Annotated in this window: 22 protein-coding genes; 13 read left to right on the forward strand and 9 right to left on the reverse strand. The window is 71.8% G+C overall.

What is annotated here, in order from left to right; translation table 11 throughout:
• Nucleotides 1-95: 95 nt before the first annotated feature.
• The 3 genes from M6G08_RS20875 to M6G08_RS20885 form a co-directional block, all read right to left on the reverse strand.
• A complete protein-coding gene (locus tag M6G08_RS20875; RefSeq protein ID WP_272588678.1) occupies nucleotides 96-1,070 on the reverse strand; it encodes an acyl-ACP desaturase in 975 nt (324 codons plus the stop codon).
• A gap of 428 nt (nucleotides 1,071-1,498) precedes the next feature.
• Nucleotides 1,499-3,757: an ATP-binding cassette domain-containing protein gene (locus M6G08_RS20880; protein WP_272588679.1), complete on the reverse strand. Its 2,259-nt coding sequence runs from the start codon at nucleotides 3,755-3,757 to the stop codon at nucleotides 1,499-1,501.
• A gap of 10 nt (nucleotides 3,758-3,767) precedes the next feature.
• Nucleotides 3,768-5,390 carry an ABC-F family ATP-binding cassette domain-containing protein gene (locus M6G08_RS20885; protein ID WP_272588680.1) on the reverse strand — a complete coding sequence of 541 codons (1,623 nt, stop codon included), beginning with the start codon at nucleotides 5,388-5,390 and terminating at the stop codon, nucleotides 3,768-3,770.
• 330 nt (nucleotides 5,391-5,720) lie between these two features.
• On the opposite strand from M6G08_RS20885, the gene M6G08_RS20890 reads away from it, so the two are divergent.
• Complete coding sequence (locus M6G08_RS20890) at nucleotides 5,721-6,398, forward strand: GOLPH3/VPS74 family protein (protein ID WP_272588681.1); 678 nt, start codon at nucleotides 5,721-5,723, stop codon at nucleotides 6,396-6,398.
• Between the two features lie 27 nt (nucleotides 6,399-6,425).
• Here the strand turns inward: M6G08_RS20890 and ssgD are convergent, their stop codons facing one another.
• Nucleotides 6,426-6,842, reverse strand: coding sequence for a spore wall synthesis regulator SsgD (gene ssgD / locus M6G08_RS20895; RefSeq protein ID WP_217253759.1), 417 nt, complete (start codon nucleotides 6,840-6,842; stop codon nucleotides 6,426-6,428).
• 262 nt (nucleotides 6,843-7,104) lie between these two features.
• Between ssgD and M6G08_RS20900 the strand changes: the two genes are divergently transcribed.
• Together M6G08_RS20900 and M6G08_RS20905 are read left to right on the forward strand one after the other, a co-directional pair.
• Nucleotides 7,105-8,214: a WD40/YVTN/BNR-like repeat-containing protein gene (locus tag M6G08_RS20900; protein ID WP_272588682.1), complete on the forward strand. Its 1,110-nt coding sequence runs from the start codon at nucleotides 7,105-7,107 to the stop codon at nucleotides 8,212-8,214.
• Between the two features lie 71 nt (nucleotides 8,215-8,285).
• Nucleotides 8,286-8,615 carry a plasmid stabilization protein gene (locus tag M6G08_RS20905; protein ID WP_272588683.1) on the forward strand — a complete coding sequence of 110 codons (330 nt, stop codon included), beginning with the start codon at nucleotides 8,286-8,288 and terminating at the stop codon, nucleotides 8,613-8,615.
• Nucleotides 8,616-8,625: 10 nt separating this feature from the next.
• Here the strand turns inward: M6G08_RS20905 and M6G08_RS20910 are convergent, their stop codons facing one another.
• A complete protein-coding gene (locus tag M6G08_RS20910; RefSeq protein ID WP_272588684.1) occupies nucleotides 8,626-8,922 on the reverse strand; it encodes a YciI family protein in 297 nt (98 codons plus the stop codon).
• Between the two features lie 42 nt (nucleotides 8,923-8,964).
• On the opposite strand from M6G08_RS20910, the gene M6G08_RS20915 reads away from it, so the two are divergent.
• Nucleotides 8,965-9,666 carry an endonuclease V gene (locus M6G08_RS20915; RefSeq protein WP_272588685.1) on the forward strand — a complete coding sequence of 234 codons (702 nt, stop codon included), beginning with the start codon at nucleotides 8,965-8,967 and terminating at the stop codon, nucleotides 9,664-9,666.
• Here the strand turns inward: M6G08_RS20915 and M6G08_RS20920 are convergent.
• Nucleotides 9,654-9,848: a hypothetical protein gene (locus tag M6G08_RS20920; RefSeq protein ID WP_272588686.1), complete on the reverse strand. Its 195-nt coding sequence runs from the start codon at nucleotides 9,846-9,848 to the stop codon at nucleotides 9,654-9,656. The two genes, M6G08_RS20915 and M6G08_RS20920, sit on opposite strands and share 13 nt — an antisense overlap.
• Before the next feature lie 181 nt (nucleotides 9,849-10,029).
• Between M6G08_RS20920 and mmpA the strand changes: the two genes are divergently transcribed.
• Entirely contained in the window at nucleotides 10,030-10,179 is a 150-nt protein-coding gene (gene mmpA, locus M6G08_RS20925; protein WP_272588687.1) for a morphogenic membrane protein MmpA, read from the forward strand.
• A 34-nt stretch (nucleotides 10,180-10,213) separates the two neighbouring features.
• Here the strand turns inward: mmpA and M6G08_RS20930 are convergent, their stop codons facing one another.
• A complete protein-coding gene (locus M6G08_RS20930) occupies nucleotides 10,214-11,392 on the reverse strand; it encodes a saccharopine dehydrogenase family protein (protein ID WP_272588688.1) in 1,179 nt (392 codons plus the stop codon).
• A gap of 205 nt (nucleotides 11,393-11,597) precedes the next feature.
• Here M6G08_RS20930 and M6G08_RS20935 point away from each other — a divergent pair, with 205 nt between their 5' ends.
• The 3 genes from M6G08_RS20935 to M6G08_RS20945 are packed head-to-tail and all read left to right on the forward strand — an operon-like array spanning nucleotide 11,598 to nucleotide 16,220.
• Nucleotides 11,598-12,755 carry a CaiB/BaiF CoA transferase family protein gene (locus M6G08_RS20935; protein WP_272588689.1) on the forward strand — a complete coding sequence of 386 codons (1,158 nt, stop codon included), beginning with the start codon at nucleotides 11,598-11,600 and terminating at the stop codon, nucleotides 12,753-12,755.
• An 11-nt stretch (nucleotides 12,756-12,766) separates the two neighbouring features.
• Entirely contained in the window at nucleotides 12,767-13,981 is a 1,215-nt protein-coding gene (locus tag M6G08_RS20940) for an acetyl-CoA C-acetyltransferase (protein WP_272588690.1), read from the forward strand.
• Between the two features lie 55 nt (nucleotides 13,982-14,036).
• Nucleotides 14,037-16,220 carry a 3-hydroxyacyl-CoA dehydrogenase NAD-binding domain-containing protein gene (locus M6G08_RS20945; RefSeq protein ID WP_272588691.1) on the forward strand — a complete coding sequence of 728 codons (2,184 nt, stop codon included), beginning with the start codon at nucleotides 14,037-14,039 and terminating at the stop codon, nucleotides 16,218-16,220.
• A gap of 27 nt (nucleotides 16,221-16,247) precedes the next feature.
• Here M6G08_RS20945 and M6G08_RS20950 read toward each other — a convergent pair whose 3' ends face one another.
• The gene (locus M6G08_RS20950) at nucleotides 16,248-16,970 is read right to left on the reverse strand and encodes a MerR family transcriptional regulator (protein ID WP_272588692.1); all 723 of its coding nucleotides are present in this window, start codon (nucleotides 16,968-16,970) and stop codon (nucleotides 16,248-16,250) included.
• A 255-nt stretch (nucleotides 16,971-17,225) separates the two neighbouring features.
• Here M6G08_RS20950 and M6G08_RS20955 point away from each other — a divergent pair, with 255 nt between their 5' ends.
• Together M6G08_RS20955 and M6G08_RS20960 are read left to right on the forward strand one after the other, a co-directional pair.
• A complete protein-coding gene (locus tag M6G08_RS20955) occupies nucleotides 17,226-18,692 on the forward strand; it encodes an amino acid permease (RefSeq protein WP_272588693.1) in 1,467 nt (488 codons plus the stop codon).
• Nucleotides 18,693-18,734: 42 nt separating this feature from the next.
• Entirely contained in the window at nucleotides 18,735-19,220 is a 486-nt protein-coding gene (locus M6G08_RS20960) for a macro domain-containing protein (protein WP_272588694.1), read from the forward strand.
• A 21-nt stretch (nucleotides 19,221-19,241) separates the two neighbouring features.
• Here the strand turns inward: M6G08_RS20960 and M6G08_RS20965 are convergent, their stop codons facing one another.
• A complete protein-coding gene (locus M6G08_RS20965; RefSeq protein WP_272588695.1) occupies nucleotides 19,242-20,735 on the reverse strand; it encodes a M1 family metallopeptidase in 1,494 nt (497 codons plus the stop codon).
• Between the two features lie 199 nt (nucleotides 20,736-20,934).
• Between M6G08_RS20965 and M6G08_RS20970 the strand changes: the two genes are divergently transcribed.
• The 3 genes from M6G08_RS20970 (at nucleotide 20,935) to M6G08_RS20980 (ending at nucleotide 26,002) form a co-directional block, all read left to right on the forward strand.
• Nucleotides 20,935-22,896, forward strand: a complete 1,962-nt coding sequence (locus M6G08_RS20970; protein WP_272588696.1) for a Xaa-Pro dipeptidyl-peptidase — start codon at nucleotides 20,935-20,937, stop codon at nucleotides 22,894-22,896.
• Nucleotides 22,893-24,191: a M14 family metallopeptidase gene (locus tag M6G08_RS20975; protein ID WP_272588697.1), complete on the forward strand. Its 1,299-nt coding sequence runs from the start codon at nucleotides 22,893-22,895 to the stop codon at nucleotides 24,189-24,191. Before M6G08_RS20970 ends, M6G08_RS20975 begins: the two co-directional genes overlap by 4 nt.
• 80 nt (nucleotides 24,192-24,271) lie before the next feature.
• On the forward strand, nucleotides 24,272-26,002 hold the full coding sequence (locus tag M6G08_RS20980; protein WP_272588698.1) for a BCCT family transporter: 1,731 nt from the start codon (nucleotides 24,272-24,274) through the stop codon (nucleotides 26,000-26,002).
• Nucleotides 26,003-26,070 lie beyond the last annotated feature (68 nt).

Consider the following 26,070-nt stretch of genomic DNA (forward strand, 5'->3'; position numbering starts at 1 on the left):
CTGTCGACGGGGCCCGGCCGCGCCCGCGTGCGCCGACGCCGCCCGGGGATCCGGGCGGCGTCGGCGGGCCACCGGCGTCGGGTGGCGGGCGCGGGTCAGTGCGCCGCGCGGGTCGCCATCCGGGCCTTGCGCGCCGCCAGCTTCTCGTCGAACTTGGCGGCCTCCGAGTCCAGGCCGCCCATGAACAGCCCCAGTTCCTCCTGGGCCTGCTGCCCCTCGGGGCCCAGCCCGTCGATCTCCATGATCTTCAGGAAGCGCAGCACGGGCTGGATCACGTCGTCGTGGTGGATGCGCAGGTTGTAGACCTCGCCGATCGCCATCTGCGCGGCGGCCCGCTCGAAGCCCGGGATGCCGTGTCCGGGCATCCGGAAGTTCACCACCACGTCCCGGACCGCCTGCATGGTGAGGTCCGGGGCGAGCTCGAAGGCGGCCTTGAGGAGGTTCCGGTAGAAGACCATGTGCAGGTTCTCGTCGGTCGCGATGCGGGCCAGCATCCGGTCGCAGACCGGGTCGCCGGACTGGTGGCCCGTGTTGCGGTGCGAGATGCGGGTGGCCAGCTCCTGGAAGGCGACGTAGGCCACCGAGTGCAGCATCGAGTGCCGGTTGTCCGACTCGAAGCCCTCGCTCATGTGGGCCATGCGGAACTGCTCCAGCTTGTCCGGGTCGACGGCCCGGGAGGTGAGCAGGTAGTCCCGCATGACGATGCCGTGCCGGCCCTCCTCGGCGGTCCAGCGGTGCACCCAGGTGCCCCATGCGCCGTCGCGCCCGAAGAGGCTCGCGATCTCGTGGTGGTAGCTGGGGAGGTTGTCCTCCGTCAGGAGGTTCACCACGAGGGCGATCCGGCCGATCTCGGTGACCTTGGACTGGTCCTTCTCCCAGGCCTCGCCGTCCTCGAAGAGGCCCGGGAAGTTCCGTCCGTCGGTCCACGGCACGTACTCGTGCGGCATCCAGTCCTTGGCGACCGTCAGATGCCGGTTCAGCTCCTTCTCGACCACTTCCTCCAGCGCGTACAGCAGCCGGGCGTCGGTCCATTCGGCGGAACTGCCGAGGTGCGGGGAGACGATCGTCACGGAGAACTCCAGGGGACGTGCGACAAACAGAGCGGAAGAGCAACCGGCGAGCGGGCCGGCGAACGGAACCTACGGGATCGTAGGCTACGAAACCGTAGGTTACGAGGGCGTAGGTTAAACGCACTGTAAAGGTCGCTGATCAGCACCCGTTCGGCAGGGCATGCGAAGACCCCGAGACCCGCAGGTCCCGGGGTCGAACGGGTGACGTGCCCGTCCCTCAGACGTACAGGTCCCGCAGCCGGAGCGAGAGGCACGTCACACAGCCTTCGACCTGCTCGAACTCGCCCGAGGTACCAGCGACGGCACGTCCGTCGTCGAGGATGTGCCCGATCGCGGCGACCACCCGGGAGCCCCGGCCGCGTTCGACGTGGGTGACCAGCCCCTCGGCCGGCCATCATGCAGGGCGGTCCAGCGCGGACGAAACCCCGTCAGTGCCCCGTGGCCCTCCTGAGGTGCTCCGCCGTGCTGGAGTTCCGCGCGGTGAGCAGCAGGCGCGGAGCGCCCTCGAAGAGCACCCGGCCGCCGCGGCGGCCCCCGTCCGGGCCGAGGTCGATCACGTGGTCGGCGTGCGCGACCACGTCCAGGTTGTGCTCGACGACCACGACCGTGTTGCCGGTGTCGACCAGCCGGTCCAGCAGGGCGAGCAGCCCCGCCACGTCCGACATGTGCAGCCCCGTCGTCGGTTCGTCCAGGACGTACACCGCGCCGGTGCGGTGCAGGCGGGTCGCGAGCTTGATCCGCTGCCGCTCGCCGCCGGAGAGGGTGGACAGCGGCTGCCCGAGCGTGAGGTAGGTGAGGCCGACGTCGTGCAGGGCGCGCAGCCGCCGCCGTACGCCGGTGTCCGTGAAGAAGTCCAGGGCCTGCTCGGCGGTCATCCCGAGCACGTCGGCGATGGAGCGGCCGCCGACGGTCAGCCGCAGCACCTCCTCCCCAAAGCGCCGGCCCTCGCAGTCGCCGCAGACGGTCGTCACCGGGTCCATGAAGGCCAGGTCGGTGCAGATGATCCCGCGCCCCTCGCAGGTGCCGCACGCGCCCGCCGAGTTGAAGCTGAAGCAGCCCGCCTCCGCGCCCGTCTCCCGCGCGAAGATCTTCCGCACCGTGTCCATGATCCCGAGGTACGTCGCCGGGGTGGAGCGCGCCGAGACGCCGATCGACGACTGGTCGACGACCACCGTGTCCGGATGTCCGGCGACCAGTTCCGCGACCAGCGTGCTCTTGCCCGACCCGGCGACCCCCGTGACCGCCGTCAGCACGCCGGTCGGGAAGGCCACCGTCACGTCCCGCAGGTTGTGCCGGTCGGCGCCCTTCACCCACAGCTCACCGGTCGGCGTCCGAGACTCCGCCTTCACCGTCGTACGGCGTCCGAGACAGCGGCCGGTGAGCGTGTCCGCCGCGACCAGCTCGCCCGGCGTCCCCTCGAACACCACCCGGCCGCCGCCGGCTCCCGCCCGCGGGCCCATGTCGACCACGTGGTCCGCCAGCGCGACGACGTCCGGGTCGTGCTCGACGACCAGCACGGTGTTGCCCTTGTCGCGCAGGCGCAGCAGCAGGTCGCCGAGGTGCCCGACGTCGCGCGGGTGCAGCCCGACGCTGGGCTCGTCGAAGATGTACGTCATCCCGGTCAGGCTGGAGCCCAGGTGCCGCACCGTCTTCAGCCGCTGCCCCTCGCCGCCTGAGAGGGAGGCGGTCTCCCGGTCGAGGCTGAGGTAGCCGAGGCCGATCGCCTCGATCCGCTCCAGCGCGGCGACGGCCGCCCCGGCGACCGGCCGGGCCACCGGGTCGTCGATCCGCCGCAGTACGGCGATGAGGTCGGTGACCTGCATGCGGGAGCAGTCGGCGATGGAGTGCCCGTCGATCCGGGAGGCGAGCGCCGCCGCGTTCAGCCGGGCGCCCCCGCAGTCAGGGCAGTCGCCCTCGACCAGGAACTCCCGCACCAGGTGCCGGGTCTTCTCGCTCATCGCCGACAGGTCCCGCTTCAGGTAGAGCCGCTCGAAGCGGTCGGCGAGCCCTTCGTACTCGGTGGTCCAGGTGCCGCTCGTGCCGTTCACGGTGACCTTGCTGCCGGGCCGGCCGCGCATCAGGAACGCCCGCTCCTCGTCGGTGAAGTCGCCGACGGGCTTGTCCGGGTCCAGTTCGTCGCTGTTGGTGTACGCCTGCCCCTGCCAGGTCCCCGCGGCGAACGGCGGGAAGCGGACCGCCCCGTCGGCCAGCGACCGGGCCGGGTCGAGGATGCGGCCCCAGTCGGGGCGCACCGTGCGGCCCAGCCCGTCGCAGCCCTGGCACATGCCCGACGGGTCGTTGAACGAGTATGCCGTCGCCGCCCCGGCACTGGGCGTGCCGTGCCGGGAGAACAGCACGCGCAGGGCCGAGTGGATGTCGGTCATGGTGCCGACGGTGGAGCGCGAGTGGCCGCCGACCGGCCGCTGGTCGACGACGATCGCGGGGGAGAGGTCCTCCAGGGCGTCCGCGTGGGGGCGCTCGTACTTGGGCAGCCGGTTGCGCACGAACCAGGTGAACGTCTCGTTCAGCTGGCGCTGCGACTCGACCGCGATCGTGTCGAACACGACCGACGACTTCCCCGACCCCGAGACGCCGGTGAACACGGTCAGCCGGCCCTTCGGGATGCGGAGGGTGACGTCCTGGAGGTTGTTCTCCCTGGCTCCGGTGATGGTGATGAACTCGCTCATGCGGGCGACGCTAGGCGGGATACCCGACAGCCTCTGGCGTGATTGCCCGAAGTTCTCCCTCCTCCAGCAGCAGCCACCGGGTGATGCCGATCGACTCCAGGAACGGCATGTCGTGGCTGGCCACGATCAGCGCCCCCTCGTACGACTCCAGCGCCGTGGTGAGCTGCCGGACACTCGCCATGTCCAGGTTGTTCGTCGGCTCGTCCAGCATCAGCAGCTGCGGGGCGGGCTCCGCCAGCATCAGTGCGGCCAGCGTCGCCCGGAAGCGCTCGCCGCCGGACAGCGTGTCCGCCGGCTGGTCGGCACGGGCGCCCCGGAACAGGAAGCGCGCCAGCCGCGCCCGGATCCGGTTGTTGGTGGCGCCCGGCGCGAACCGGGCCACGTTCTCCGCGACGGACAGCCCGCCGTCGAGGACGTCGAGGCGCTGCGGCAGGAACCGCAACGGCACGTGCGCCGTCGCCTCGCCCGCCACCGGCTCCAGCTCGCCGGCGACGGTCCGCAGCAGCGTGGACTTGCCCGCGCCGTTGCGGCCGATCAGCGCGATCCGCTCCGGGCCGTGCAGGTCCAGCCCACCCACTCGGGCCCCGTGCCGCAGCTCCAGGTCCCTCAGCGTGAGCACGGACCGGCCCGGAGGCACGGCCGTGTACGGCAGGTCGACGCGGATCTCGTCGTCGTCCCGTACGGCCTCGACCGCGTCGTCGAGCCGCTCCCTTGCCTCGGCGAGCTTCTCCTCGTGCATGATGCGGTGCTTGCCCGCGGACTCCTGTGCCGCGCGCTTGCGTGCCCCCATGACGATCTTCGGCTCGCGCTTTTGGTCCCACATCTTCTGGCCGTACCGCTTGCGGCGGGCCAGCTTCATCTGGGCCTCGGTCAGCTCGCGCTTCTGCTTGCGCAGATCGGACTCGGCGACCCGCACCATGCGCTCGGCCGCCTCCTGCTCGACGGCGAGGGCCTCCTCGTACGCCGAGAAACTGCCGCCGTACCAGGTGATCTCCCCGGAGCGCAGGTCGGCGATCTGGTCGACCAGGTCCAGCAGCTCCCGGTCATGACTGACCACGACCATGACGCCGGGCCAGGATTCGACGGCCGCGTACAGCCGCCGGCGCGCGTACAGGTCGAGGTTGTTGGTCGGTTCGTCCAGGAGCAGGACGTCGGGCCGGCGCAGCAGCAGCGCGGCCAGCCGCAGCAGCACCGACTCGCCGCCCGACACCTCGCCGACGGTGCGGTCGAGGCCCACATGGCCCAGTCCGAGTTCGCCGAGCGCGGCGAGGGCGCGTTCCTCGACGTCCCAGTCGTCGCCGACCGTCTCGAAGTGCTCCTCGGCCACGTCACCGGCCTCGATGGCGTGCAGTGCGGCGCGCTGCGCGGCGATGCCGAGCGCCTCGTCGACCCGCAGCGTGGTGTCGAGCGTGACGTTCTGCGGCAGGTAGCCGACCTCGCCGACCAGGCGGACATGGCCCTCGGCCGGGCTGAGCCGACCGGCGATCAGTTTCAACAGGGTCGATTTTCCCGACCCGTTGACACCGACGAGCCCGGTGCGTCCGGTACCGAAGGAGGTGTCCAGTCCCTCGAAGACGGGGGTGCCGTCGGGCCAGGCGAAGGAGAGGGACGTGCAGGTGATCGAAATAGACATACGGTCTCCGCGGTTGCTTGAAGCCGTCAGGGGCAAACGCGTATCGAGACACCGGGAGGCGGCGACCGCCGTCGGGCGGGGAAGGAGGGTCCCGGGGAGTGCTGGGGCACGAAAAAAGCCCTGCTCCGCAAGGACGGCTCGAACGCCGAGGTCGCACGCGGCGTACACATGTGGCATGCGTTGACATGTGACGCGGTGTCTCAGGACCTCAGACGAGCAACGTCCTTCTCCAATCGGCGGCAACAGAAGCGTCGTACACAGTATGAGAGACCGGTCCGACTGTCAACGTTTTTCCGTAGATTCGGTCTCACGGCCCTTAGGAGGCACCCCGTGCCCGACGGCTCGCTCTCCCTGCCGGCCCGGCTCTGCCTGCTGGCCTGGGACCCCACGAGGCCCGGCGCCACCGACACCGCCCGGGTCCACCGCCTCGTGCGCGCGGGCGCGCTCACCGAGCTGGCACGGCGTGGTCTGCTCACCGACGACGAGGGCATCGCCGTCCCCGTCGACCTCGACTCCCGCACCGGGGACGCCGTCCTGGACGGGTTGCTCGAGCTCGTCCGCGAGTCCCTGCCGCACAGGTGGCGGACCTGGGTGCGGCGGTACGCCCGGGTCACCTTCGACGCCGCCCGGGAGCAACTGGTGGCCGAGGGCTGCCTGCGCGCCGAGCGGAGGCGGGTCCTCGGCGTCTTCCCCTCGGTGGAGTACGTCCTGGCACGCGGCGCGGCGGCGCGGACGCTGAGCGCGCGGACGCGGGCCGTCCTGGAGGGCGCGGTGCCGGCCGGTGAGGTCTCCGAGCGGGACGCGGTCGTGGCCGTGCTGGCGGCGGCCGCGGAGCCGCGAGACGCCGGGGCCGCCGCGACCCGAGCCGGCCGGGAGGCGCGGGTCGCGGAGCTGACCGAACGCGGCGCGGCGTCGGTGCCCGGCCTGCGCGAGATCCTGCTCGAGGTGCGGGGCGCGTTGCGCGCGGAGACGGCGGACGCCGCCGCGACGTCGCCGGGCGGCGGCTGAGGCGGTCCGCCAGGGCCCGGGGGTCTCTCAGCAGGTGCCGCGCATCAGCTCGGCCAGGTCGTGGTCCAGGTCCAGCTGGAGGTGCTCAAGCCCGACCGGCACCAGCTCTCCGGTGGCCTGGAGGAACCGGCGCAGCTCGCCCGAGCGGACGTGGATCACGGCGGTGCCCTCGGGCGCGTGGAACTCCAGCACGGTGCGGTCGTACCCGTAGGGCCGCACCCGCACGTCGCCGTGGCCGTCCGGCTCCTGCATGCCCGAGATGAGCAGCTCGCGGGAGAACGTCCAGCACACCTCCACGCCTTCGAGCGTGGCCGGGGCCGGGAAGGTCATGCGGACGGCGAACGGATCGCTGCGGTCGTAGCGCAGCGTGGCGGGAATGCTCGGCATACGCGGCGCGGCGGCGACGAGACGCGCCTCGACCGGCTGTTCGATGACGGTGGACAACGCCTTGCTCCCTCGTGACGGCTGGACGGGCGGGGGGTGGTTGGGCCGGGCACTGGAAGAGACGACGGAATCAGCCAATCCGTGCACACGATGAGCGAGTGACCTCTGTCACCGCGTTCATGCACGGGAGTGACCGGACTCTCCTCGCGTGCCGCGCAAGGCACTTGGACCACTCGCGCGCGGGCGCGCGTGCCGTCGCCGGTCCTCTGGACGGAGCGGAAGCGGTGGGCTAGCTTCGCCCGCCATGAGGCGCTTGGGGAGCATGCGACGCACGGCACGGCCGGCCCGCACCGGCGGCGGGCGCACGGGACGGGCGGTGATCGCGGGGACGGTGGCCGCGGCCGCCCTCGCCGTCCTGACGGCGGCGACCCCCGCGCAGGCGCACCAGCGACCGCACTGGGACCTGAAGGACACCGGCGCCGCCGGGGCGTTCGACGTCCGCTTCCGCGGCCTCGCGGCGGTCAGCCGGCACACCGCCTGGGTGGCCGGCAGCCGGGGCACCGTCCTGCGCACCACCGATGGCGGCGACACATGGCGGAACGTCTCGCCACCGGGTGCGGGAGGGCTGGAGTTCCGCGACGTCGAGGCGTTCGACGCCCGGCGGGCCGTGGTGCTGGCCATCGGCGAGGGCGAGGCGTCCCGCGTCTACCGCACCGACGACGGCGGGGCCACCTGGACCGAGTCCTTCCGCAACACCGACCCGCGGGCCTTCTACGACTGCCTCACCTTCTTCGACCGCCGGCACGGCCTCGCCATGAGCGACCCGGTGGACGGGAAGTTCCGGATCCTGTCGACCAGCGACGGCGGACGCTCCTGGAAGGTGCTGCCCAGCCGGGGCATGCCGGCCGCGCAGAACGGCGAGGCCGGGTTCGCGGCCAGTGGCCAGTGCCTGGTCTCCTCGGGACCGAAGGACGTCTGGCTGGCCACCGGCGGCGCGGCACGCGCACGCGTGCTGCACTCCGCCGACCGCGGACTCACCTGGACGACGGCCGACGCCCCGGTCCCGGCCGGCGACCCGGCCCGGGGCGTCTTCGCCCTCGCCTTCCGCGACCGCGTCCACGGGCTCGCCGTCGGCGGCGACTTCCGCCCCGGCCGGACCTCCCCGAGGGCGGCGGCGCGGACCACCGACGGCGGAGGCACCTGGCGGTCCGCCGGCCGCTCGCCCGGCGCCTACCGTTCCGGCGTCGCCTGGCTCCCGCACAGCCGCACCGCGGCCCTCGCGGTCGGCCCCACCGGCACGGACCTCACCACGGACGGCGGCCGCACCTGGCGGACGGTCGACACGGGCTCGTACGACACCGTGGACTGCACCGCCGACCTGGGCTGTTGGGCGGCCGGCGAGCAGGGCCGGGTCGCCCGGCTGGAGCCCTGACGCCGCGCGGGGCGGGGTGCTCCTCCGTAACGTGGGTACCCGTTCACCGAACGTGAGAGGAGTGAGCGGACATGCCGAGCGGTTCCAGCTCCAAGCGGGAGCGGCAGTACGAGCACATCAAGGACAGCGCCGAGGACCGTGGCGCGAGCACCAGGCGCGCCAAGGAGATCGCGGCCCGGACGGTGAACAAGGAGCGCGCGCAGTCCGGCGAGTCCAAGACCGCCAGCCGCACGTCCACGCGGGACAAGTCGCCGAGCAAGCGGGGCGGCGAGCGGTCCGGCAACCGCCAGGGGCCGCAGGGGCAGACCAAGGAGCAGCTGTACCAGGAGGCCAAGCGCCGCGACATCAGCGGCCGTTCGAACATGAACAAGGGCGAGCTGCGGCGCGCGCTCGGCAAGTGAGCCCTGCGCCCTAACCCGGGGTCTCCCGGTACGGCTCCAGCGCCGGTGCCGTCTTCGTGGCGACGAACTCGGTGACGCGGTAGGCGCACACGCCCGCCCTGACGAAGGGGTCGCCCACCGTGATCTCCTCGGCCCGCGCGCGGTCCTCCGCGACGGCGATGATCACTCCGCCGTCGCGGGGTTCCTTGCGCCCGGACGCCAGGACCACTCCCCGCGCGTACAACTCGTCGAGCCACGCCACGTGCTCCTCCAGCACGGCGTCGACGGCTTCCAGCGGGGCGGTGTAGGACAGTTCCAGTACGAACATGATCGCGAGCGTACTCCGGGGTCCCGTAGGCTTGCGGCCACCATGAGGACCGTGACCGCGCAGACCCCCGCCGACTGGCCCGCGACCGAGGAGCGGGCCCGTGCCGTCCAGGACGAACTGCGGGCCCGCGCGGTCCTCGACGAGCCGGGGCCGCCGCCCGGTACGGGCCGGGTGACCGGTGTGGACGTCGCCTACGACGACGAACGCGATGTCGTCGCCGCGGCCGCCGTCGTCCTCGACGCCGCGACCCTCGGCGTCGTCGCCGAGTCCACGGCCGTCGGGCGGATCTCCTTCCCGTACGTGCCCGGTCTGCTCGCCTTCCGCGAGATCCCGACCGTCCTCGCCGCCCTGGACGCGCTGCCCTGCCCGCCCGGCCTGGTCGTCTGCGACGGCTACGGCCTGGCCCACCCGCGCCGCTTCGGTCTCGCCAGCCACCTCGGGGTGCTCACCGGCCTGCCCACGATCGGCGTCGCCAAGAACCCGTTCACCTTCACCCACGACGAACCGGACGCACCGCACGGCAGCACGTCGCCGCTGCTCGACGGTGCCGAGGAGGTCGGGCGGGCCGTGCGCACGCGCGACGGCGTCAAGCCGGTCTTCGTCTCCGTCGGCCACCGGGTGAGCCTGGACAACGCCTGTGCCCACACCCTGGCGCTCGCCCCGGCCTACCGGCTGCCGGAAACCACCCGCAGGGCCGACGCCCTGTGCCGCGAGGCCCTGCGGGCGGCCACCTACCCGGCCTGACCCTCGACGCTCCAGCGGCCCACCTCCCGGTACGCCGAGTCGTAGATCCCGGCAGTGTCGCCGGGCCGCAGCTCGTAGTGCTTCAGGTTGCCGCCCCAGTACCGCAGGATCCGCTGCAACTCGCCCGTGGGGTCCTCGGCGAGCGCGCCCTCGTCCATGGTGACTTCGAGAAGGAACTTCATGCCTTCAAGGGTTTCATTGAAGTCCTTCTTGGGACTTTTCCGTACTCGACCGCTGGTCCAGGCGTCCGTTGGCGGCCGAAGTCCCAAATCGCCGTGGCGACCGCTGGGCGCCGGTGCTCAGGAGCGGGCTGAGTATCCGTACGGATGTGCCCGTCCCGCCGACGGCGGCACGGTGGAGGGCATGACGAAGCACCGCGCCCACGAGCAGTCCGCCCGCCGGCCCGCACCGCGCAGCGAGCGGGCGGTGGTCGCCGGGCTGGTGCTCGCCGTGGGCGCGGGACTGGCCTGGGCCGGCGGGATGATCTACACGATCGTCGGGTGGTCGGGCTAGAAACCCGTCGCGAGGGCCCCTGAGGGCAGCCGCGTCAGCGGGTGGCCGCCACCCGGAAGCGGAGGCCCGCGGCCCGCAGGCGCCCGGTCAGGGCGTCGCCCATCGCCACGGCCGTCGTGACCTGCCCCGAGGTCGGGGGCAGGTCGTCGAGGGCGAGGGAGAGCGCCGCCTCGGCGAACATCTTCGCCGTCTCGTCGTACCCGGGGTCGCCGCCCGCGACCTCGGTGAACACCTTCCGGCCGCCGCCCTCGCCCACGAAGCGGACCGAGAACCAGCTCTTCGCCCGCTTCTCGGCGCTCGGACCGTCCCCCGGCTCCAGCCGGGCGGAGAGCCACCGCCGCGCGGGCGGCACCTGCGCCGCCGTCACCAGCGCGGCCACCGCCGCCACGCCGCCCACCGCGACGGGCAGCCGCCGCACGGCCGCGTAGTGACGGTAGCGGAAGTCGGGGCCGTAGCGGTCCAGGGCCTTCGCGGAACGGCGCACGATCTGCGCGTCGACGGTCGGCAGCGGCAATGCCCAGGCGCCCACCTCCCCGGCGTACCGGGGCGCGCCCGTCGGCGTCACCGCGCGGCGGCCCACCAGCCGGGGCTCGTGCCGCCGCCGTTCCAGCGCGGCGGCCCGCAGCTGCCGGCCGCGCGCGAACTGGCCCAGCGCCGAGGCGAACGTACCGCCGGAGAAGGCGGCGTCGGCGCTCACGTAGCCGTCCACGCTCAGCGGCACGCCCTCGGGCAGCTGCCGCACGGTGAAGTACACGCCGAGGTCGTGCGGAACGGAGTCGAAACCGCAGGCGTGCACCAGCCGCGCCCCGGTCTCCCGCGCGCGTGCGTCATGACGGACGTACGTCAGGTCCACGAACTCGGGCTCACCCGTGAGGTCGAGGTAGTCCGTGCCCGCCTCCGCGCAGGCGCCGGCGAGCGCGTCGCCGTACCGGACGTACGGGCCCACCGTGGTGGCCACCACGCGCGCCTGTCCGGCGAGTTCGCGCACCGTGGCCGGTTCGGACACGTCGGCGCGCAGGATCCCCACGTCCGGCGCGCCGGGCAGCAGGTCCCGCAGCCTGCGCAGCTTCTCCTCGCTCCGGCCGGCGATCGCCCAGCGCAGCCCCTCGGGCGCGTGCGCGGCGAGGTAGCGCGCGGTGAGCTCGCCGACGAAACCCGTCGCTCCGAAGAGCACGATGTCGTACGGCCTCTCGGCCTTGTTCTGCCTGCTCATGACACCCCTTCGTCACCCGTCGGCAACCCCTGGGCCCGCAACGCGCGCCGTCGCCGGTGGCCGAGGCTAGCGTGAGGACCGCCGGCCCGAAGAGGGGTCGCCCCATAATTGGCTAAGCGCTTGCTCGCTCGGGTCTTGTGCCCAGTGGAACACGTTCTTAGCATCACTGGTGTTACATCAGTTGTGTCACAGAGCTGGGGGCTCCATGTCGCAGGCAGGGACGGCGGGTCGGACACCGGGCGCGGGCCCGCTCACCGGTGTGCGCGTGGTCGAGCTGGCCGGCATCGGCCCCGGACCCTTCGCCGCCATGCTCCTGGCCGACCTGGGCGCCGACGTCGTCCGCGTGGACCGCCCCGGCGGCCCCGGCCTCGCGATCGACCCCGCGCACGACGTCACCAACCGCAACAAGCGGTCCGTGATCGTCGACCTGAAGGCGGCCGACGGTCCGGCCCGCGTCCTCGACCTGGCCGAACGCGCAGACGTGCTGATCGAGGGCTACCGCCCCGGCGTCGCGGAACGGCTCGGTGTCGGCCCCGGGGACTGCCACGCCCGCAACCCGCGCCTCGTCTACGGCCGCATGACCGGCTGGGGCCAGGACGGCCCGCTCGCCCAGCGCGCCGGGCACGACATCGGGTACATCGCGCTCACCGGCGCCCTCGGCATGATCGGCGCCCCCGACACGCCGCCGGCCGTACCGGCCAACCTCCTCGGCGACTACGCGGGCGGTTCCCTCTACCTGGTCGTCGGCGTACTCGCCGCCTTGCACCACGCCCGCGAGAGTGGCACCGGGCAGGTCGTGGACGCCGCCATCGTGGACGGCACCGCCCACCTCACCTCGATGATCCACGGCATGCTGGCCGCCGGCACCTGGCAGGACCGGCGCGGCGCCAACCTCCTCGACGGCGGCTGCCCCTTCTACGGCACCTATGAGACCGCCGACGGCCGGTACATGGCGGTCGGCGCCCTGGAGCAGCGGTTCTACGCCGCGTTCATGGAGCTCCTCGGTATCCCCGACCAGGCCCCGGCCCGCGACGACATGGCCCGCTGGACCGAACTGCGCGAGGCCGTCGCCGCCCGCTTCAAGTCCCGTACCCGCGACGAGTGGACGGCCGTGTTCACGGACTCCGACGCCTGTGTGGCCCCCGTCCTGACGCTGCGCGAGGCCCCGCACCATCCGCACCTCGCCGCGCGCGCCACCTTCACCGACCACGGCGGCACCACCCAGCCCGCCCCCGCGCCCCGCTTCTCCGCGACTCCCGCCACCGTCCGCACCGGGCCCGCCCTGCCGGGCGCCGACACCGAGGCGGTGGCCCGCGACTGGGACGTCCCCCGGCTCGCCCCCTCATCCCGAAACCCTCAGTGAAAGGCCTGCCAGTGAGCACCGAAGCGTACGTGTACGACGCGATCCGCACTCCGCGCGGACGCGGCAAGGCGAACGGCGCCCTGCACGGCACGAAGCCCGTCGACCTGGTCGTCGGTCTGATCCACGAGATCCGCGCCCGTTTCCCGGACCTGGACCCCGCGGCGATCGACGACGTCGTGCTCGGTGTCGTGGGGCCGGTCGGTGACCAGGGTTCCGACATCGCCCGCATCGCGGCGATCGCGGCCGGGTTGCCGGACACCGTGGCGGGCGTGCAGGAGAACCGCTTCTGCGCCTCGGGGCTGGAGGCCGTCAACCTGGCCGCCGCCAAGGTCCGCTCGGGGTGGGAGGACCTGGTCCTCGCGGGCGGCGTCGAGTCGATGTCCCGGGTGCCCATGGCCTCGGACGGCGGCGCCTGGTTCAACGACCCGATGACCAACCTCGCCACCAACTTCGTGCCGCAGGGCATCGGCGCGGACCTGATCGCCACCATCGAGGGCTTCTCGCGCCGCGACGCCGACGAGTACGCGGCCCTCTCCCAGGAGCGCGCGGCCACCGCCTGGAAGGAGAACCGCTTCGAGCGGTCCGTGGTGCCCGTGAAGGACCGCGCCGGTCTCACCGTCCTGGACCACGACGAGCATCTGCGGCCGGGCACGACCGCCGACTCCCTGGCGAAGCTCAAGCCGTCCTTCGCCGACATCGGTGAACTCGGCGGGTTCGACGCGGTGGCGCTGCAGAAGTACCACTGGGTGGAGAAGATCGACCACGTGCACCACGCGGGCAACTCGTCCGGGATCGTGGACGGCGCGTCCCTGGTCGCCATCGGGTCCAGGGAGGTCGGCGACCGCTACGGGCTGCGGCCCCGCGCCCGGATCGTGTCCGCCGCCGTCTCGGGGTCCGAGCCCACGATCATGCTCACGGGGCCGGCCCCGGCGACGCGGAAGGCGCTGGCCAAGGCGGGGCTGACGATCGACGACATCGACCTGGTCGAGATCAACGAGGCGTTCGCGGCGGTGGTCCTGCGTTTCGTGAAGGACATGGGCCTGTCCCTGGACAAGGTCAACGTCAACGGCGGCGCGATCGCGCTCGGTCACCCCCTCGGTGCCACCGGCGCGATGATCCTGGGCACCCTCGTGGACGAACTGGAGCGCCAGGACAAGCGGTACGGCCTCGCCACCCTCTGCGTGGGCGGCGGCATGGGCATCGCCACCATCGTCGAACGCGTCTGACCCCCTTCCCGACGGACCCCGACGGACCAAGACGGATCACCTGGAGCACACCTTCATGACCACCACCGAGTCCACCACCATCCGCTGGGAACAGGACGACACCGGGATCGTCACCCTCGTCCTCGACGACCCCGACCAGTCCGCCAACACCATGAACCAGGCGTTCCGCGAGTCGCTCGCGGCGATCACCGACCGCCTGGAGGCCGAGAAGGACGACATCCGCGGCGTCATCCTCACCTCCGCCAAGAAGACCTTCTTCGCCGGCGGCGACCTGCGCGACCTGATCCGCGTCACCCCCGAGACCGCGCAGGACCTCTTCGACGGCGGCATGGCGATCAAGCGGAACCTGCGCCGCATCGAGACCCTCGGCAAGCCCGTCGTCGCCGCCATGAACGGCGCGGCCCTCGGCGGCGGCTACGAGATCGCCCTCGCCTGCCACCACCGCGTCGCCCTGGACGCCCCCGGCTCCAAGATCGGCTGCCCCGAGGTCACCCTCGGCCTGCTGCCCGGGGGCGGCGGCGTCGTCCGCACCGTCCGGATGCTCGGCATCACCGACGCGCTCCTCAAGGTGCTCCTCCAGGGCACCCAGTACAACCCGCGCCGCGCCCAGGAGAACGGCCTGGTCGACGAGGTCGCCGACAGCCGCGAGGACATGCTCGCCAAGGCCCGCGCCTTCATCGACGCCAACCCCGAGTCCGTCCAGCCCTGGGACAGGCCCGGCTACCGCATCCCCGGCGGCACCCCGTCCCACCCGAAGTTCGCGGCCAACCTGCCCGCCTTCCCGGCCAACCTGCGCAAGCAGACCAACGGCGCCCCCTACCCGGCGCCGCGCAACATCATGGCCGCCGCCGTCGAGGGCTCCCAGGTCGACTTCGAGACCGCCCAGGTAATTGAGGCCCGCTACTTCGTCGAGCTGGCCGCCGGACAGACGTCGAAGAACATGATCCAGGCGTTCTTCTTCGACCTCCAGGCCGTCAACTCCGGCGCCAACCGCCCTCAGGGCGTCGAGCCCCGCAAGGTGACCAAGGTGGCTGTCCTGGGCGCGGGGATGATGGGTGCGGGCATCGCGTATTCGTGTGCCCGCGCGGGCATCGAGGTCGTCCTGAAGGACGTGTCGCTGGAGTCGGCGCTCAAGGGCAAGGGCTACTCGGAGAAGCTCTGCAGCAAGGCCGTGGCCAAGGGCCGTACGAGCCAGGAGAAGGCCGACGCGCTGCTCGCCCGCATCACCCCGACCGCGGAGGCGGCCGACCTCGCGGGCTGTGACGCGGTCATCGAGGCGGTCTTCGAGGACACCTCGCTCAAGCACAAGGTGTTCCAGGAGATCCAGGACGTCGTCGCCCCGGACGCGCTGCTGTGCTCCAACACCTCCACGCTCCCCATCACCGCGCTGGCCGAGGGCGTCGAGCGGCAGGCCGACTTCATCGGACTGCACTTCTTCTCGCCGGTCGACAAGATGCCGCTGGTGGAGATCATCAAGGGTGAGCGGACCGGGGACGAGGCGCTGGCGCGGGCCTTCGACCTGGTCCGGCAGATCAACAAGACCCCGATCGTGGTCAACGACTCGCGGGGCTTCTTCACCTCCCGGGTCATCGGTCACTTCATCAACGAGGGCGTCGCGATGGTCGGCGAGGGCGTCGAGCCCGCCTCCGTCGAGCAGGCCGCGGCCCAGGCCGGCTACCCGGCCAAGGTCCTGTCCCTGATGGACGAACTCACCCTCACCCTGCCCCGCAGGATCCGGGGCGAGACGAAGCGGGCCGTGGAGGAGGCCGGCGGCACCTGGACCGCGCACCCCGCCGAGGCCGTCATCGACCGCATGGTCGACGAGTTCCGGCGCCCCGGCCGCAGCGGCGGCGCCGGCTTCTACGAGTACGGCGAGGACGGCAAGCGCGCCGGTCTGTGGCCGGGCCTGCGCGAGCACTTCACGAAGCCGGGCCACGAGATCCCCTTCGCGGACATGCAGGAACGGATGCTCTTCTCGGAGGCGCTCGACACGGTGAAACTCCTGGAGGAGGGCGTACTGACGTCCGTCGCCGACGCCAACATCGGCTCCATCCTCGGCATCGGCTTCCCCGGCTGGACCGGCGGCGTCCTCCAGTACGTCAACGGCTACGAGGGCGGCCTGCCCGGCTTCGTCGCCCGCGCCCGTGAGCTGGCCGACCGTTACGGCGAGCGCTTCACGCCGCCCGCGCTGCTGGTGGAGAAGGCGGAGAAGGGGGAGGTCTTCACCGACGGCCGCTGAGCCGCCTGTCCGGCTGAGGAGGCCGGATCATGCACCGGCCTCCTTGTCGAGCCACTCCCGAAGCTCCTCGCGCAGTGACCGCTGGAACGTGGTCAGCAGCGCCTGCACCACGAGCGGGTGCATGTGGGCGGACAGGGACCGCACGTCCCGCGCGTCGCGTTCGGCGACCGCGTCGCGCAGCAGCCGCGACAGCTCCCGCGCGGCGGCGCGGGAGTGTTCGAGGAGGGCGGTGCGGGCGGCGAGGACCGTCTCGGGGGAGAAGGGCACGTCGAGCAGTTCGACACCGAGCCGGAGCAGGCCGGCGTCGACGCGGTAGCCGTCGCCGTCGGGCACCACGACGTCCATCGCGCCGAGCCGGTCCACCTCCGCGTCGGTCAGCGGCCGGCCCGCCCGCCTGCCCAGCTCCTCGCGGGTGACCCGCTCCACCGTCTCCGGCGCCCAGGAGGCCACCACCGCGCGGTGCAGCGCCAGGTCGTGGGCGCTCAGGTCCGGCGGCAGCTGCTTCAGGTACCGCTCGATCGCGGCCAGCGTCATGCCCTGGTGCTGCAGCTCCTCGATCAGCGCCAGCCGGGCCAGGTGCTCCCCGCCGTAGCGCCCCACCCGGCGGGGGCCGATCACCGGCGGCGGCAGCAGCCCCTTGGTGCCGTAGAAACGGACCGTGCGCACCGTGACACCGGCCCGCGCGGCCAGCTCGTCGATCGTGAGGGACTGCTCCCCGGTGTCGGCCGCCTCGGTGTCGCTCGTCGTCATGTGCAGCAGTATCGCTGTCTCACCAATGCTGTGACACCACCCGTGCACCACACCTGTGCACCACTGGTGCGTCAGGTGGAGACCGCTGGTGGATCATGTGAGAAGTCACGCTGTGTGACATGAGACACCGCATGTCTACGCAGCGTTGTGGGAAGGTGCTGCGTCGGTCTGTGCCGCGAGGGTGGTGCGGGCCTTGGCACTGTACGGACGACCTGGGCACATACCGCCCGGGCGCACCAGAGAGTGGAACCACCCGTGAGCAAGGACGCCGTCGCCACGGCACCGGCCGCCGCCCACCCACCGGCGGCCGAACGACCCGCGGACGCGGGCGACGCCGGTTACAGCAAGGACCTCAAGGCCCGCCACGTCAACATGATCGCCATCGGCGGCGCGATCGGCACCGGCCTCTTCCTCGGCGCCGGCGGGCGCCTGCGCGACGCCGGACCGGCGCTCGCGATCGCCTACCTCGTGGCCGGCGTCTTCGCCTTCTTCGTCGTCAAGGCGCTCGGCGAGCTGGTGCTCTACCGGCCCTCGTCCGGATCCTTCGTGTCGTACGCGCGCGAGTTCCTCGGTGAGAAGGGCGCCTACGTCGCCGGCTGGATGTACTTCCTGAACTGGTCGACGACCGGCATCGCCGACATCACCGCGATCGCGCTCTACACGCACTACTGGAGCATGTTCACGAGCATCCCCCAATGGGTGCTCGCCCTGATCGCCCTCGCGGTGGTCCTGGCCGTGAACCTCATCTCGGTGAAGATCTTCGGCGAGATGGAGTTCTGGTTCGCGATCGTCAAGGTCGCCACCCTCGTCGCCTTCATGCTGATCGGCATCTTCCTGCTCGCCACCCAGCACGAGGTGGCCGGGCAGACCCCGGGTCCGGGCATGATCACCGACCACGGCGGCATCCTCCCGCACGGCGTGATGCCCGTGGTCCTCGTCATGCAGGGCGTGATCTTCTCCTACGCCGCCCTGGAGCTGGTCGGCGTCGCCGCCGGGGAGACCGCCGAACCGCACAGGATCGTGCCCCGCGCGGTGAACTCGATCATGTGGCGGGTCGCCCTCTTCTACGTCGGCTCGGTCGTCCTCCTGGCCCTGCTGCTGCCGAGCTCGCTCTACTCGGGCGACGAGAGCCCCTTCGTCACGGTGCTGTCGGGGATCGGCGTGCCGGCCGCCGGTGACGTGATGAACCTCGTCGTCCTCACCGCCGCGATGTCGTCCCTGAACTCCGGCCTGTACTCCACAGGCCGCATCCTGCGCTCCATGGCGATGTCGGGCTCCGCGCCCAGGTTCACCGGTGTGATGAGCCGCAGCCAGGTCCCCTACGGCGGCATCCTGCTCACCTGCGCGGTCTGCGTCCTCGGTGTCGGGCTGAACTACCTGGTGCCGAACAAGGCCTTCGAGATCGTCCTGAACGTCGCCTCCCTGGGCATCATCAGCACCTGGGTGATCATCATGATCTGCCACCTGGTGTTCGTGCGCCGGGCGCGTGCGGGCCTGGTCGAGCGGCCGCACTTCCGGCTGCCCGGCAGCCCCGTCACGGAGATCGTCACGATCGCCTTCCTGCTGGCGGTCATCGGCCTGATGTGGAACGACGAGGAGGTCGGCCGTAAGACCGTGCTGCTGGTGCCGGTGATCGCGGTGATGCTGGTGGCCGGCTGGTTCGGCGTCCGGCGCCGGGTGGCGCGCAATGCCGAGCAGGAGCCGTCGGCGCTGAGGAAGTAGCGACGCCGGGTCACTGTCAGTGGTGGCTCCTACGGTGGTGCCATGTCGGAGATCAGGTATGTCCGGGGTGACGCCACCGTCCCGTCGGTCAAGGGCGTCAAGGTGATCGCCCACGTCTGCAACGACCTCGGCGGCTGGGGCAAGGGCTTCGTCCTCGCCGTATCGCGCCGCTGGCCGGAGCCCGAGGCGGCCTACCGAGCCTGGCACCGCGACCGCGCGTCCAACGACTTCGGGCTCGGCGCGGCCCAGTTCGTCCAGGTCGAGCCGTATGTCTGGGTGGCCAACATGATCGGCCAGCGCGGTACCCGGACCGGCAGCAAGGGCGCCCCGGTGCGCTACGAGGCGATCGACACCGCGCTCGGCCGCCTCGCCGACAGGGCGGCCGAGCTCGACGCGTCCGTGCACATGCCCCGCATAGGCTGCGGCCTGGCCGGCGGCAAGTGGTCCCGGATCGAACCACTGATCACCGACCGCCTCGCCCATCGCGGCATCCCCGTGACCGTCTACGACCACGGGGACACCGCCTGAGCCACCCCCTGACCCCGCCGGTCAGTGCCGGTGCACGTCGTTCGTCGCGGCGATCTTCCGCCACGACCGGGGCTGCGGGGGCGTGTCCGCCGCCTTCGTGAGGGACGCCGCGCGCGCTGCCGGGGCGCCCGGCTTCGACGGCTGGAACAGCCAGGTGTCGAACAGCGCGGCCAGCGGCTCGCCGGACACCTCCTCGGCGTACCGCCGGAAGTCGGCGACCGACGCGTTGCCGTGGGCGTACTTCGCGGGCCAGCCCTTCAGGATCGCGAAGAAGTCCTCGTCCCCGACCTCGTTGCGCAGCGCGTGGACGGCCAGCGCGCCCCGGTCGTAGACCGCGATGTCGAACTGGTTCTCGGGCCCCGGATCACCGGGCCGCACCGACCAGAAGGGGTCGTCGGCCGGGTGGTAGGCGTACGTGTAGTCGGCCAGTTCCTGGGCCGTGCCCTCACCCTCGTGCTCGGACCACAGCCACTGGGCGTATCGCGCGAAGCCCTCGTTGATCCAGATGTCCTTCCAGCCGCGCACGGAGACCAGGTCGCCGTACCACTGGTGGGCCAGCTCATGCACGACGACGGACACGTTGGAACCGTTCGCGAACTGCCGGGGGCTGTAGAACGGCCGGGTCTGCGTCTCCAGCGCGTACCCGGTGTCCGTGTTCGGCACGTACCCGCCGAGCGCGTTGAACGGGTAGGGCCCGAAGTAACCGCTCAGCCAGTCGGCGACCTCCCCGGTCCGCTCCACGCTGGCCCGTGCCGCGCCGTCGTTCGCGCCCAGGTCCTCGCTGTAGGCGTTGACGACCGGGATGCCGCTCTCGGTGGTGCCGGTGGTGAGGTCGAAGCGCCCGACCGCCAGCGTCGCCAGATAGGTGGCCTGCGGCTTGTCGGACCGCCAGTTCCAGCGGGTCCAGCCGAGCCGTGAGCGCTTCGACTGGAGCGTGCCGTTGGAGATGGCCTGGGTGCCGTCCGGCACCTGCACCGACACGTCGAAGGTGGCCTTGTCCAGCGGGTGGTCGTTGCTGGGGAACCACCACCAGGCGGCCTCGGGCTCGTTAGCGGCGACGCCGCCGTCCGGGGTGCGGTGCCAGCTGGTGAAGCCGTACGCCTCCTTCGAGGACGGCACCCCGCTGTACCGGACCACGACGGTGACCCGGCTGTCCTTCGCCAGCGGGCGCTTCGGGGTGATCTCCAGCTCGTGCTCGCCCGAGGTCGTGAACGACGCCTTCGCGCCGTTGACCCGCACCTCGCCGACGTCCAGCAGGAAGTCCAGATTGAACCGCGACAGGTCCTCCGTGGTCCGGGCCAGGATCGTCGCCGTACCTTCCAGCCGGTCCGAGTCCGGCCGGTACTTCAGGCGCAGGTCGTAGTGCGAGACGTCGTATCCGCCGTTGCCGTAGGCCGGGTAGTAGGGGTCGCCGATGCCCGGCGCGCCGGGGGAGTGGGCCGCCGCCGAGGCCGGGATCGCCAGCAGGACGGAGGCGGCGCCCAGTGCGCCCGGCACGATGATTCTGCGGTGCACGAAAGCTCCAAGTCGTAGGGTCTCGAAGTCTGTTCGCAGCCTATTCAGCTCCGGTGCGCCCGGTCATGTCCACGGCCACCCCTGTCACACGATCGCCATCCGGCCGACATGAGACCCCCTGCCGTCACGAGGCCCGCGGCCGTCACGCGCCCCCGAACGCCCTCTTCTGCACGGGAGTTGACCGATGTACCGTCCGCGCATGCCGATACGCACGCGCTTCACGACCTGGAGACCGCTCGCGACGGCGGCCACGGCCGCACTCATGGCAACCTTCCTCACGCCCGTCGCCACGGCACACCCCGCGACCCCGCGACAGAGCGAACCGGTCCACTCCTACGACGACGCCATCCGCGAGGCCGTCTGGGTGGACACCGGGTACGACGGGGACGGCGACGGCGAGGACGACCGCGTCGCCGTCGACATCGTCCGTCCCCGCGAACCCGCCGCACAGGGCCGGAAGATCCCGGTCATCATGGACGCCAGCCCGTACTACTCCTGCTGCGGGCGCGGCAACGAGAGCCAGAAGAAGACCTACGACGCCGACGGGAACGTCGTCGGGATGCCGCTGTACTACGACAACTACTTCGTGCCGCGGGGCTACGCCTTCGTCGGCGTGGACCTGGCCGGAACCAACCGCTCCGACGGTTGTGTCGACGTCGGCGGACACTCCGACATCCGGTCTGCCAAGGCCGTCGTCGACTGGCTCAACGGCCGCGCGAAGGCGTACACCACCCGTACCGGCGGCGAGCGCGCCGAGGCCGACTGGACCAACGGCAGGACCGGCATGATCGGCAAGAGCTGGGACGGCACCATCGCCAACGGCGTGGCCGCGACCGGCGTCGAGGGCCTGGAGACCATCGTCCCGATCGCCGCCATCTCCTCCTGGTACGACTACTACTTCAGTCAGGGCGCCCCGCTCTACGACTCCGGCCCCGACTGGCTCTCCGGCTACGTCAACAGCCCGGACGCGCGTGCCAAGTGCGACGGCGTGCAGCGAAGGCTCGTCGACGGAGCCCCGCGCACCGGCGACTGGACCCGGCTGTGGTCCGAGCGCGACTACGTGAAGGCCGCGAGCAAGGTGAGGGCGAGCGTCTTCCTCGTCCACGGCATGCAGGACCTCAACGTCCGCATGCAGCACGTCGGCCCGTGGTGGGACGCCCTCGCGAAGAACGGCGTCGACCGCAAGATCTGGCTCTCCCAGACCGGTCACGTCGACCCCTTCGACTTCCGCCGCGCCGAGTGGGTCGACACCCTGCACCGCTGGTTCGACCACGAACTCCTCGGCTACGACAACGGCATCGACCGCGAACCGATGGCCGACATCGAACGCCACCCGGACCAGTGGGAGACCTCCCGGACCTGGCCGCCGCGCTCCACGTCCGCCACGACCCTGCGCCCCGCCGAGGGCTCACAGGACGGCGTCGGCACCCTCGGACTGCGCCGCGACCGCGGCACCGAGACCTTCACCGACGACCCGGCCCTCAGCGAGACCGACTGGGCCGCGCACATCGACGAGCCGACCCCGGGGAAGGCCGGCTTCGTCACCGGCCCGCTCACCCGCGACCTGCGCCTGTCCGGTACCTCCGAGGTCACCGTCACCGCGCGCTCCACCGCCCCGACGGCCCACCTGTCCGCCGTACTCGTCGACCTCGGCCCGGACACGATTCGCGACTACGCCGACCGCGGCGAGGGCGTCACCACCCGCACCGACCGCACCTGCTGGGGTCCGAGCACTCCGGGCGACAGCTCCTGCTACCTGGAGACGGCGGCGAAGACCACCGACGTGGACTACACGGTCGTCAGCCGCGGCTGGGCCGATCTCGGCAACCACGCCTCCAAGTGGCACGGACGCCCGCTCACCCCGGGCAAGGCGTACACCGTCACCCTGGACCTCGCGGCCACCGACCACGTCGTACCGGCCGGCCACCGTCTCGCGCTGATCGTCGCCGGCACCGACAAGGACCTCATCGACCCGCCCGCCGACACGCCGACCCTCGCGCTGGACCTCTCCCGCACGTCGGCACGCGTACCGTTCGTCGGCGGCACGGCCGCGTTCGCCCGGGCCACCGCCGGGACGGCCACCATCGCCCCCGCACCCGCGCCCCTCGACGGCGTGAACGCCCCGCACACCACGCACCGCGTCCCGAAGGGAGCCCGATGAACCGCCTGCGCACCCTCACCGTGACCACCGCCGCGGCCACCGCGACCCTCGCCGCGTCCCTGCTCACCGCCCCGGCCGGCCACGCCGCCACCACCGCCCACGAGCCGCCCCGCACCGGCTTCGAGAAGACACACGGCGCCCGCTGGACCACCCAGCCCGAGGAACAGGCGCTGCTGGCCGCCGCCGACCGGGCGAGCGACCGCGTCGACGTCGACCGCATCGGCACCACGAAACAGAACCGGCCGCTCCAGCTGGTGACGATCGGCAGGCCCACCGCCCCCAACAAGGTGCTCCTCGTGTGCAGCCAGCACGGCGACGAGCCCGCCGGCCGCGAGGCCTGCCTGTCCACCGTCCGCGACCTCGCCTGGGCCGAGGACCGGCGCACCCGGCACTTCCTCGACCGCACCACCGTGCTGGTCCTGCCCACCGCCAACCCCGACGGCCGCGCCGCGAACACCCGCGGCAACGGCGACGGCGTCGACATCAACCGCGACCACCTCGCCCTGAGGACCGCCGAGGCGCGCGCCCTGGCCGCCGTCGTCCGCGACCGGCGCCCCGACGTCCTCTACGACCTGCACGAGTACGGCGCCACACCCCCGTACTACGCCAAGGACCTCTTCGACCTGTGGCCCCGCAACCTCAACACCCACACCCGCGTCCACGACGCGGCGCGGACGCTCTCCGGGAAGTACGTCCGTCCCGCCGCCGGCGAGGCCGGATACTCGACCGGCACCTACGGAATCTGGACCGACCCCGAGACCGGCGACCCCGTCAAGCAGACCGCCGGCGACGGCCAGGAACGCATCCTGCGGAACATGTCCGGCGTGAAGCACTCGGTCGGTCTGCTCATCGAGAGCCGCGTCGACCCGCTCACCGACGCCGAACGCGAGGACGAGGCGCTGAACAACCGCCGCCGGGTGAACTCGCAGCTCGCGGCCCTGGACGGCCTGTTCCGCCACGCGGACCGGCGGCGCGGCCACGTCGAGGCGGCCACCGCGACCGCCCGGTGGTCCGGGCTGACCGACACGGGCCCCGTGTACGTCGGCGGGGCGGACAACGACCCGGCCGAAACCACCGAGGTCATCCAGGACCCGCCCTGCGGCTACCGGCTGACCACCGCCCAATACACGGACATCCGGGACGAACTGGTCCTGCACGGTGTACATGCGCGCTCGGCCGGGGAGAAGGGCGCCTACGTACCGCTGCGCCAGCCACTGCGCGCCCTCGTGCCGCTGCTCCTCGACGAGCGGGCGACGTACCACTTGACGGTGGGTGAACCCGACACCCGCTGCTGAAAGGGTGAGTTCCGCGTCGCAGGTGGTATGGGCATAGCGGAGGAGTATTTTCAGCCTCACCGACTTGAAAGGTGCCGCCTGTGACGCAGGACCGACCAAGCGACAAGGAACACCACGAAAGAGGAACGCTGCCGGGTTCGGAAGCGGGCCTGCCGGGACAGGAGCACAAGCCGCGGACCGACCGCGTCGTCTTCGGCGTCACCGCCGTCCTGACCCTCGCCTTCGTCCTCTGGGGCGCCGTCGGCACCGACTCGCTGGAGGACGCCTCCGGCACCATGCTCGGCGGGCTGATGCACAACGGCGGCTGGGCGTTCGTGCTGGCGGCCTCCGGGTTCGTCGTCTTCGCCCTCTGGCTCGCGGCCAGCCGCTACGGCCGCATCCACCTGGGGGCCGAGGGCGAGGAGCCCGAGTTCCGCACGGTGTCCTGGGTCGCCATGATGTTCAGCGCGGGCATGGGCATCGGCCTGATGTTCTGGGGCGTGAGCGAGCCGCTGGCGCACTACGACACCGCTCCGCCCGGCACCTCTCCCGCCGACTCCGGCGACCGCATGGAGACGGCCATGGCCACCACCCTGTTCCACTGGACGCTCCACCCGTGGGCGATCTACGCGGTGGTCGGCCTCGGCATCGCCTACAGCACCTTCCGCAGGCGCCGCCGGCAGACCATCAGCGCCGTGTTCACCCCACTCATCGGCACCAAGCACGCCAACGGCACCGGTGGCCGGGTCATCGACATCCTCGCCATCATCGCGACGGTCTTCGGCTCCGCGGCCTCCCTCGGCCTCGGCGCCCTCCAGATCGGCTCCGGCGTGGAGAAGCTCGACTGGATGGACAAGGTCAGCACCGGTCTGCTGGTCGGCATCATCGCGGTGCTGACCGTGGCGTTCGTGGCCTCCGCGATCTCCGGCGTCGAGAAGGGCATCCAGTGGCTGTCCAACACCAACATGGTGCTGGCCCTGCTCCTGGCCGTCTTCGTGTTCGTCGCCGGCCCGACCATCCTGATCCTCGACCTGCTGCCGACCTCGGTCTTCACCTACCTCGGCGACCTGCCCGAGATGGCCGGCCGCACCGAGATCAGCGGCGGCGAGGGCGTCGCGGACTGGCTGAGCAGCTGGACCGTCTTCTACTGGGCGTGGTGGATCTCCTGGACGCCGTTCGTCGGCATGTTCATCGCCCGCATCAGCCGGGGCCGCACCATCCGCCAGTTCATCGGCGGCGTCATCCTCGTGCCCAGCACGGTCAGCCTGATCTGGTTCGCCATCTTCGGCGGCTCGGCCATGCGGCTCCAGGAGCAGAACCGGCTCGGGGGCGAGACGACCCCCGAGGGCCGGCTCTTCGCCGTCCTCCAGGAGTACCCCATCGCCACCGCCACCAGCCTGCTGGTGATGATCCTCGTCGGCATCTTCTTCGTCTCGGGCGCCGACGCCGCCTCCATCGTGATGGGCACCCTCTCGCAGAAGGGCGCGCTGGAGCCCAACCGCTGGGTGGTCGTCTTCTGGGGCGTGGTGACCGGCGCGGTCGCCGCCATCATGCTCCTGGTCGGCAGCGGCGAGGGGGACGCGCTGACCGGACTGCAGAACCTCACGATCCTCGCGGCGGCGCCCTTCGTCATCGTGATGATCGGCATGTGCGTCGCCCTCATGCGCGACCTGCGCCGCGACCCCCTCATCGTGCGCGGCGAGATGGCCTCCGAGGCCGTCGAGATGGCCGTCATCGAGGGCCACAAGCAGTACGAGGGCGACTTCGAGATCCGCATCGGCCCGGGCACCGGCCCGGACGTGGAGGGAGACCCGATCGGCAAGCACCACTGACCCGGGGGACGAGTGAACGGACAGGGGCCGGCACGCATCGCGTGCCGGCCCCTCCCCATCGGGTCACC

Source organism: Streptomyces sp. M92, from assembly GCF_028473745.1.
Lineage (GTDB): Bacteria > Actinomycetota > Actinomycetes > Streptomycetales > Streptomycetaceae > Streptomyces.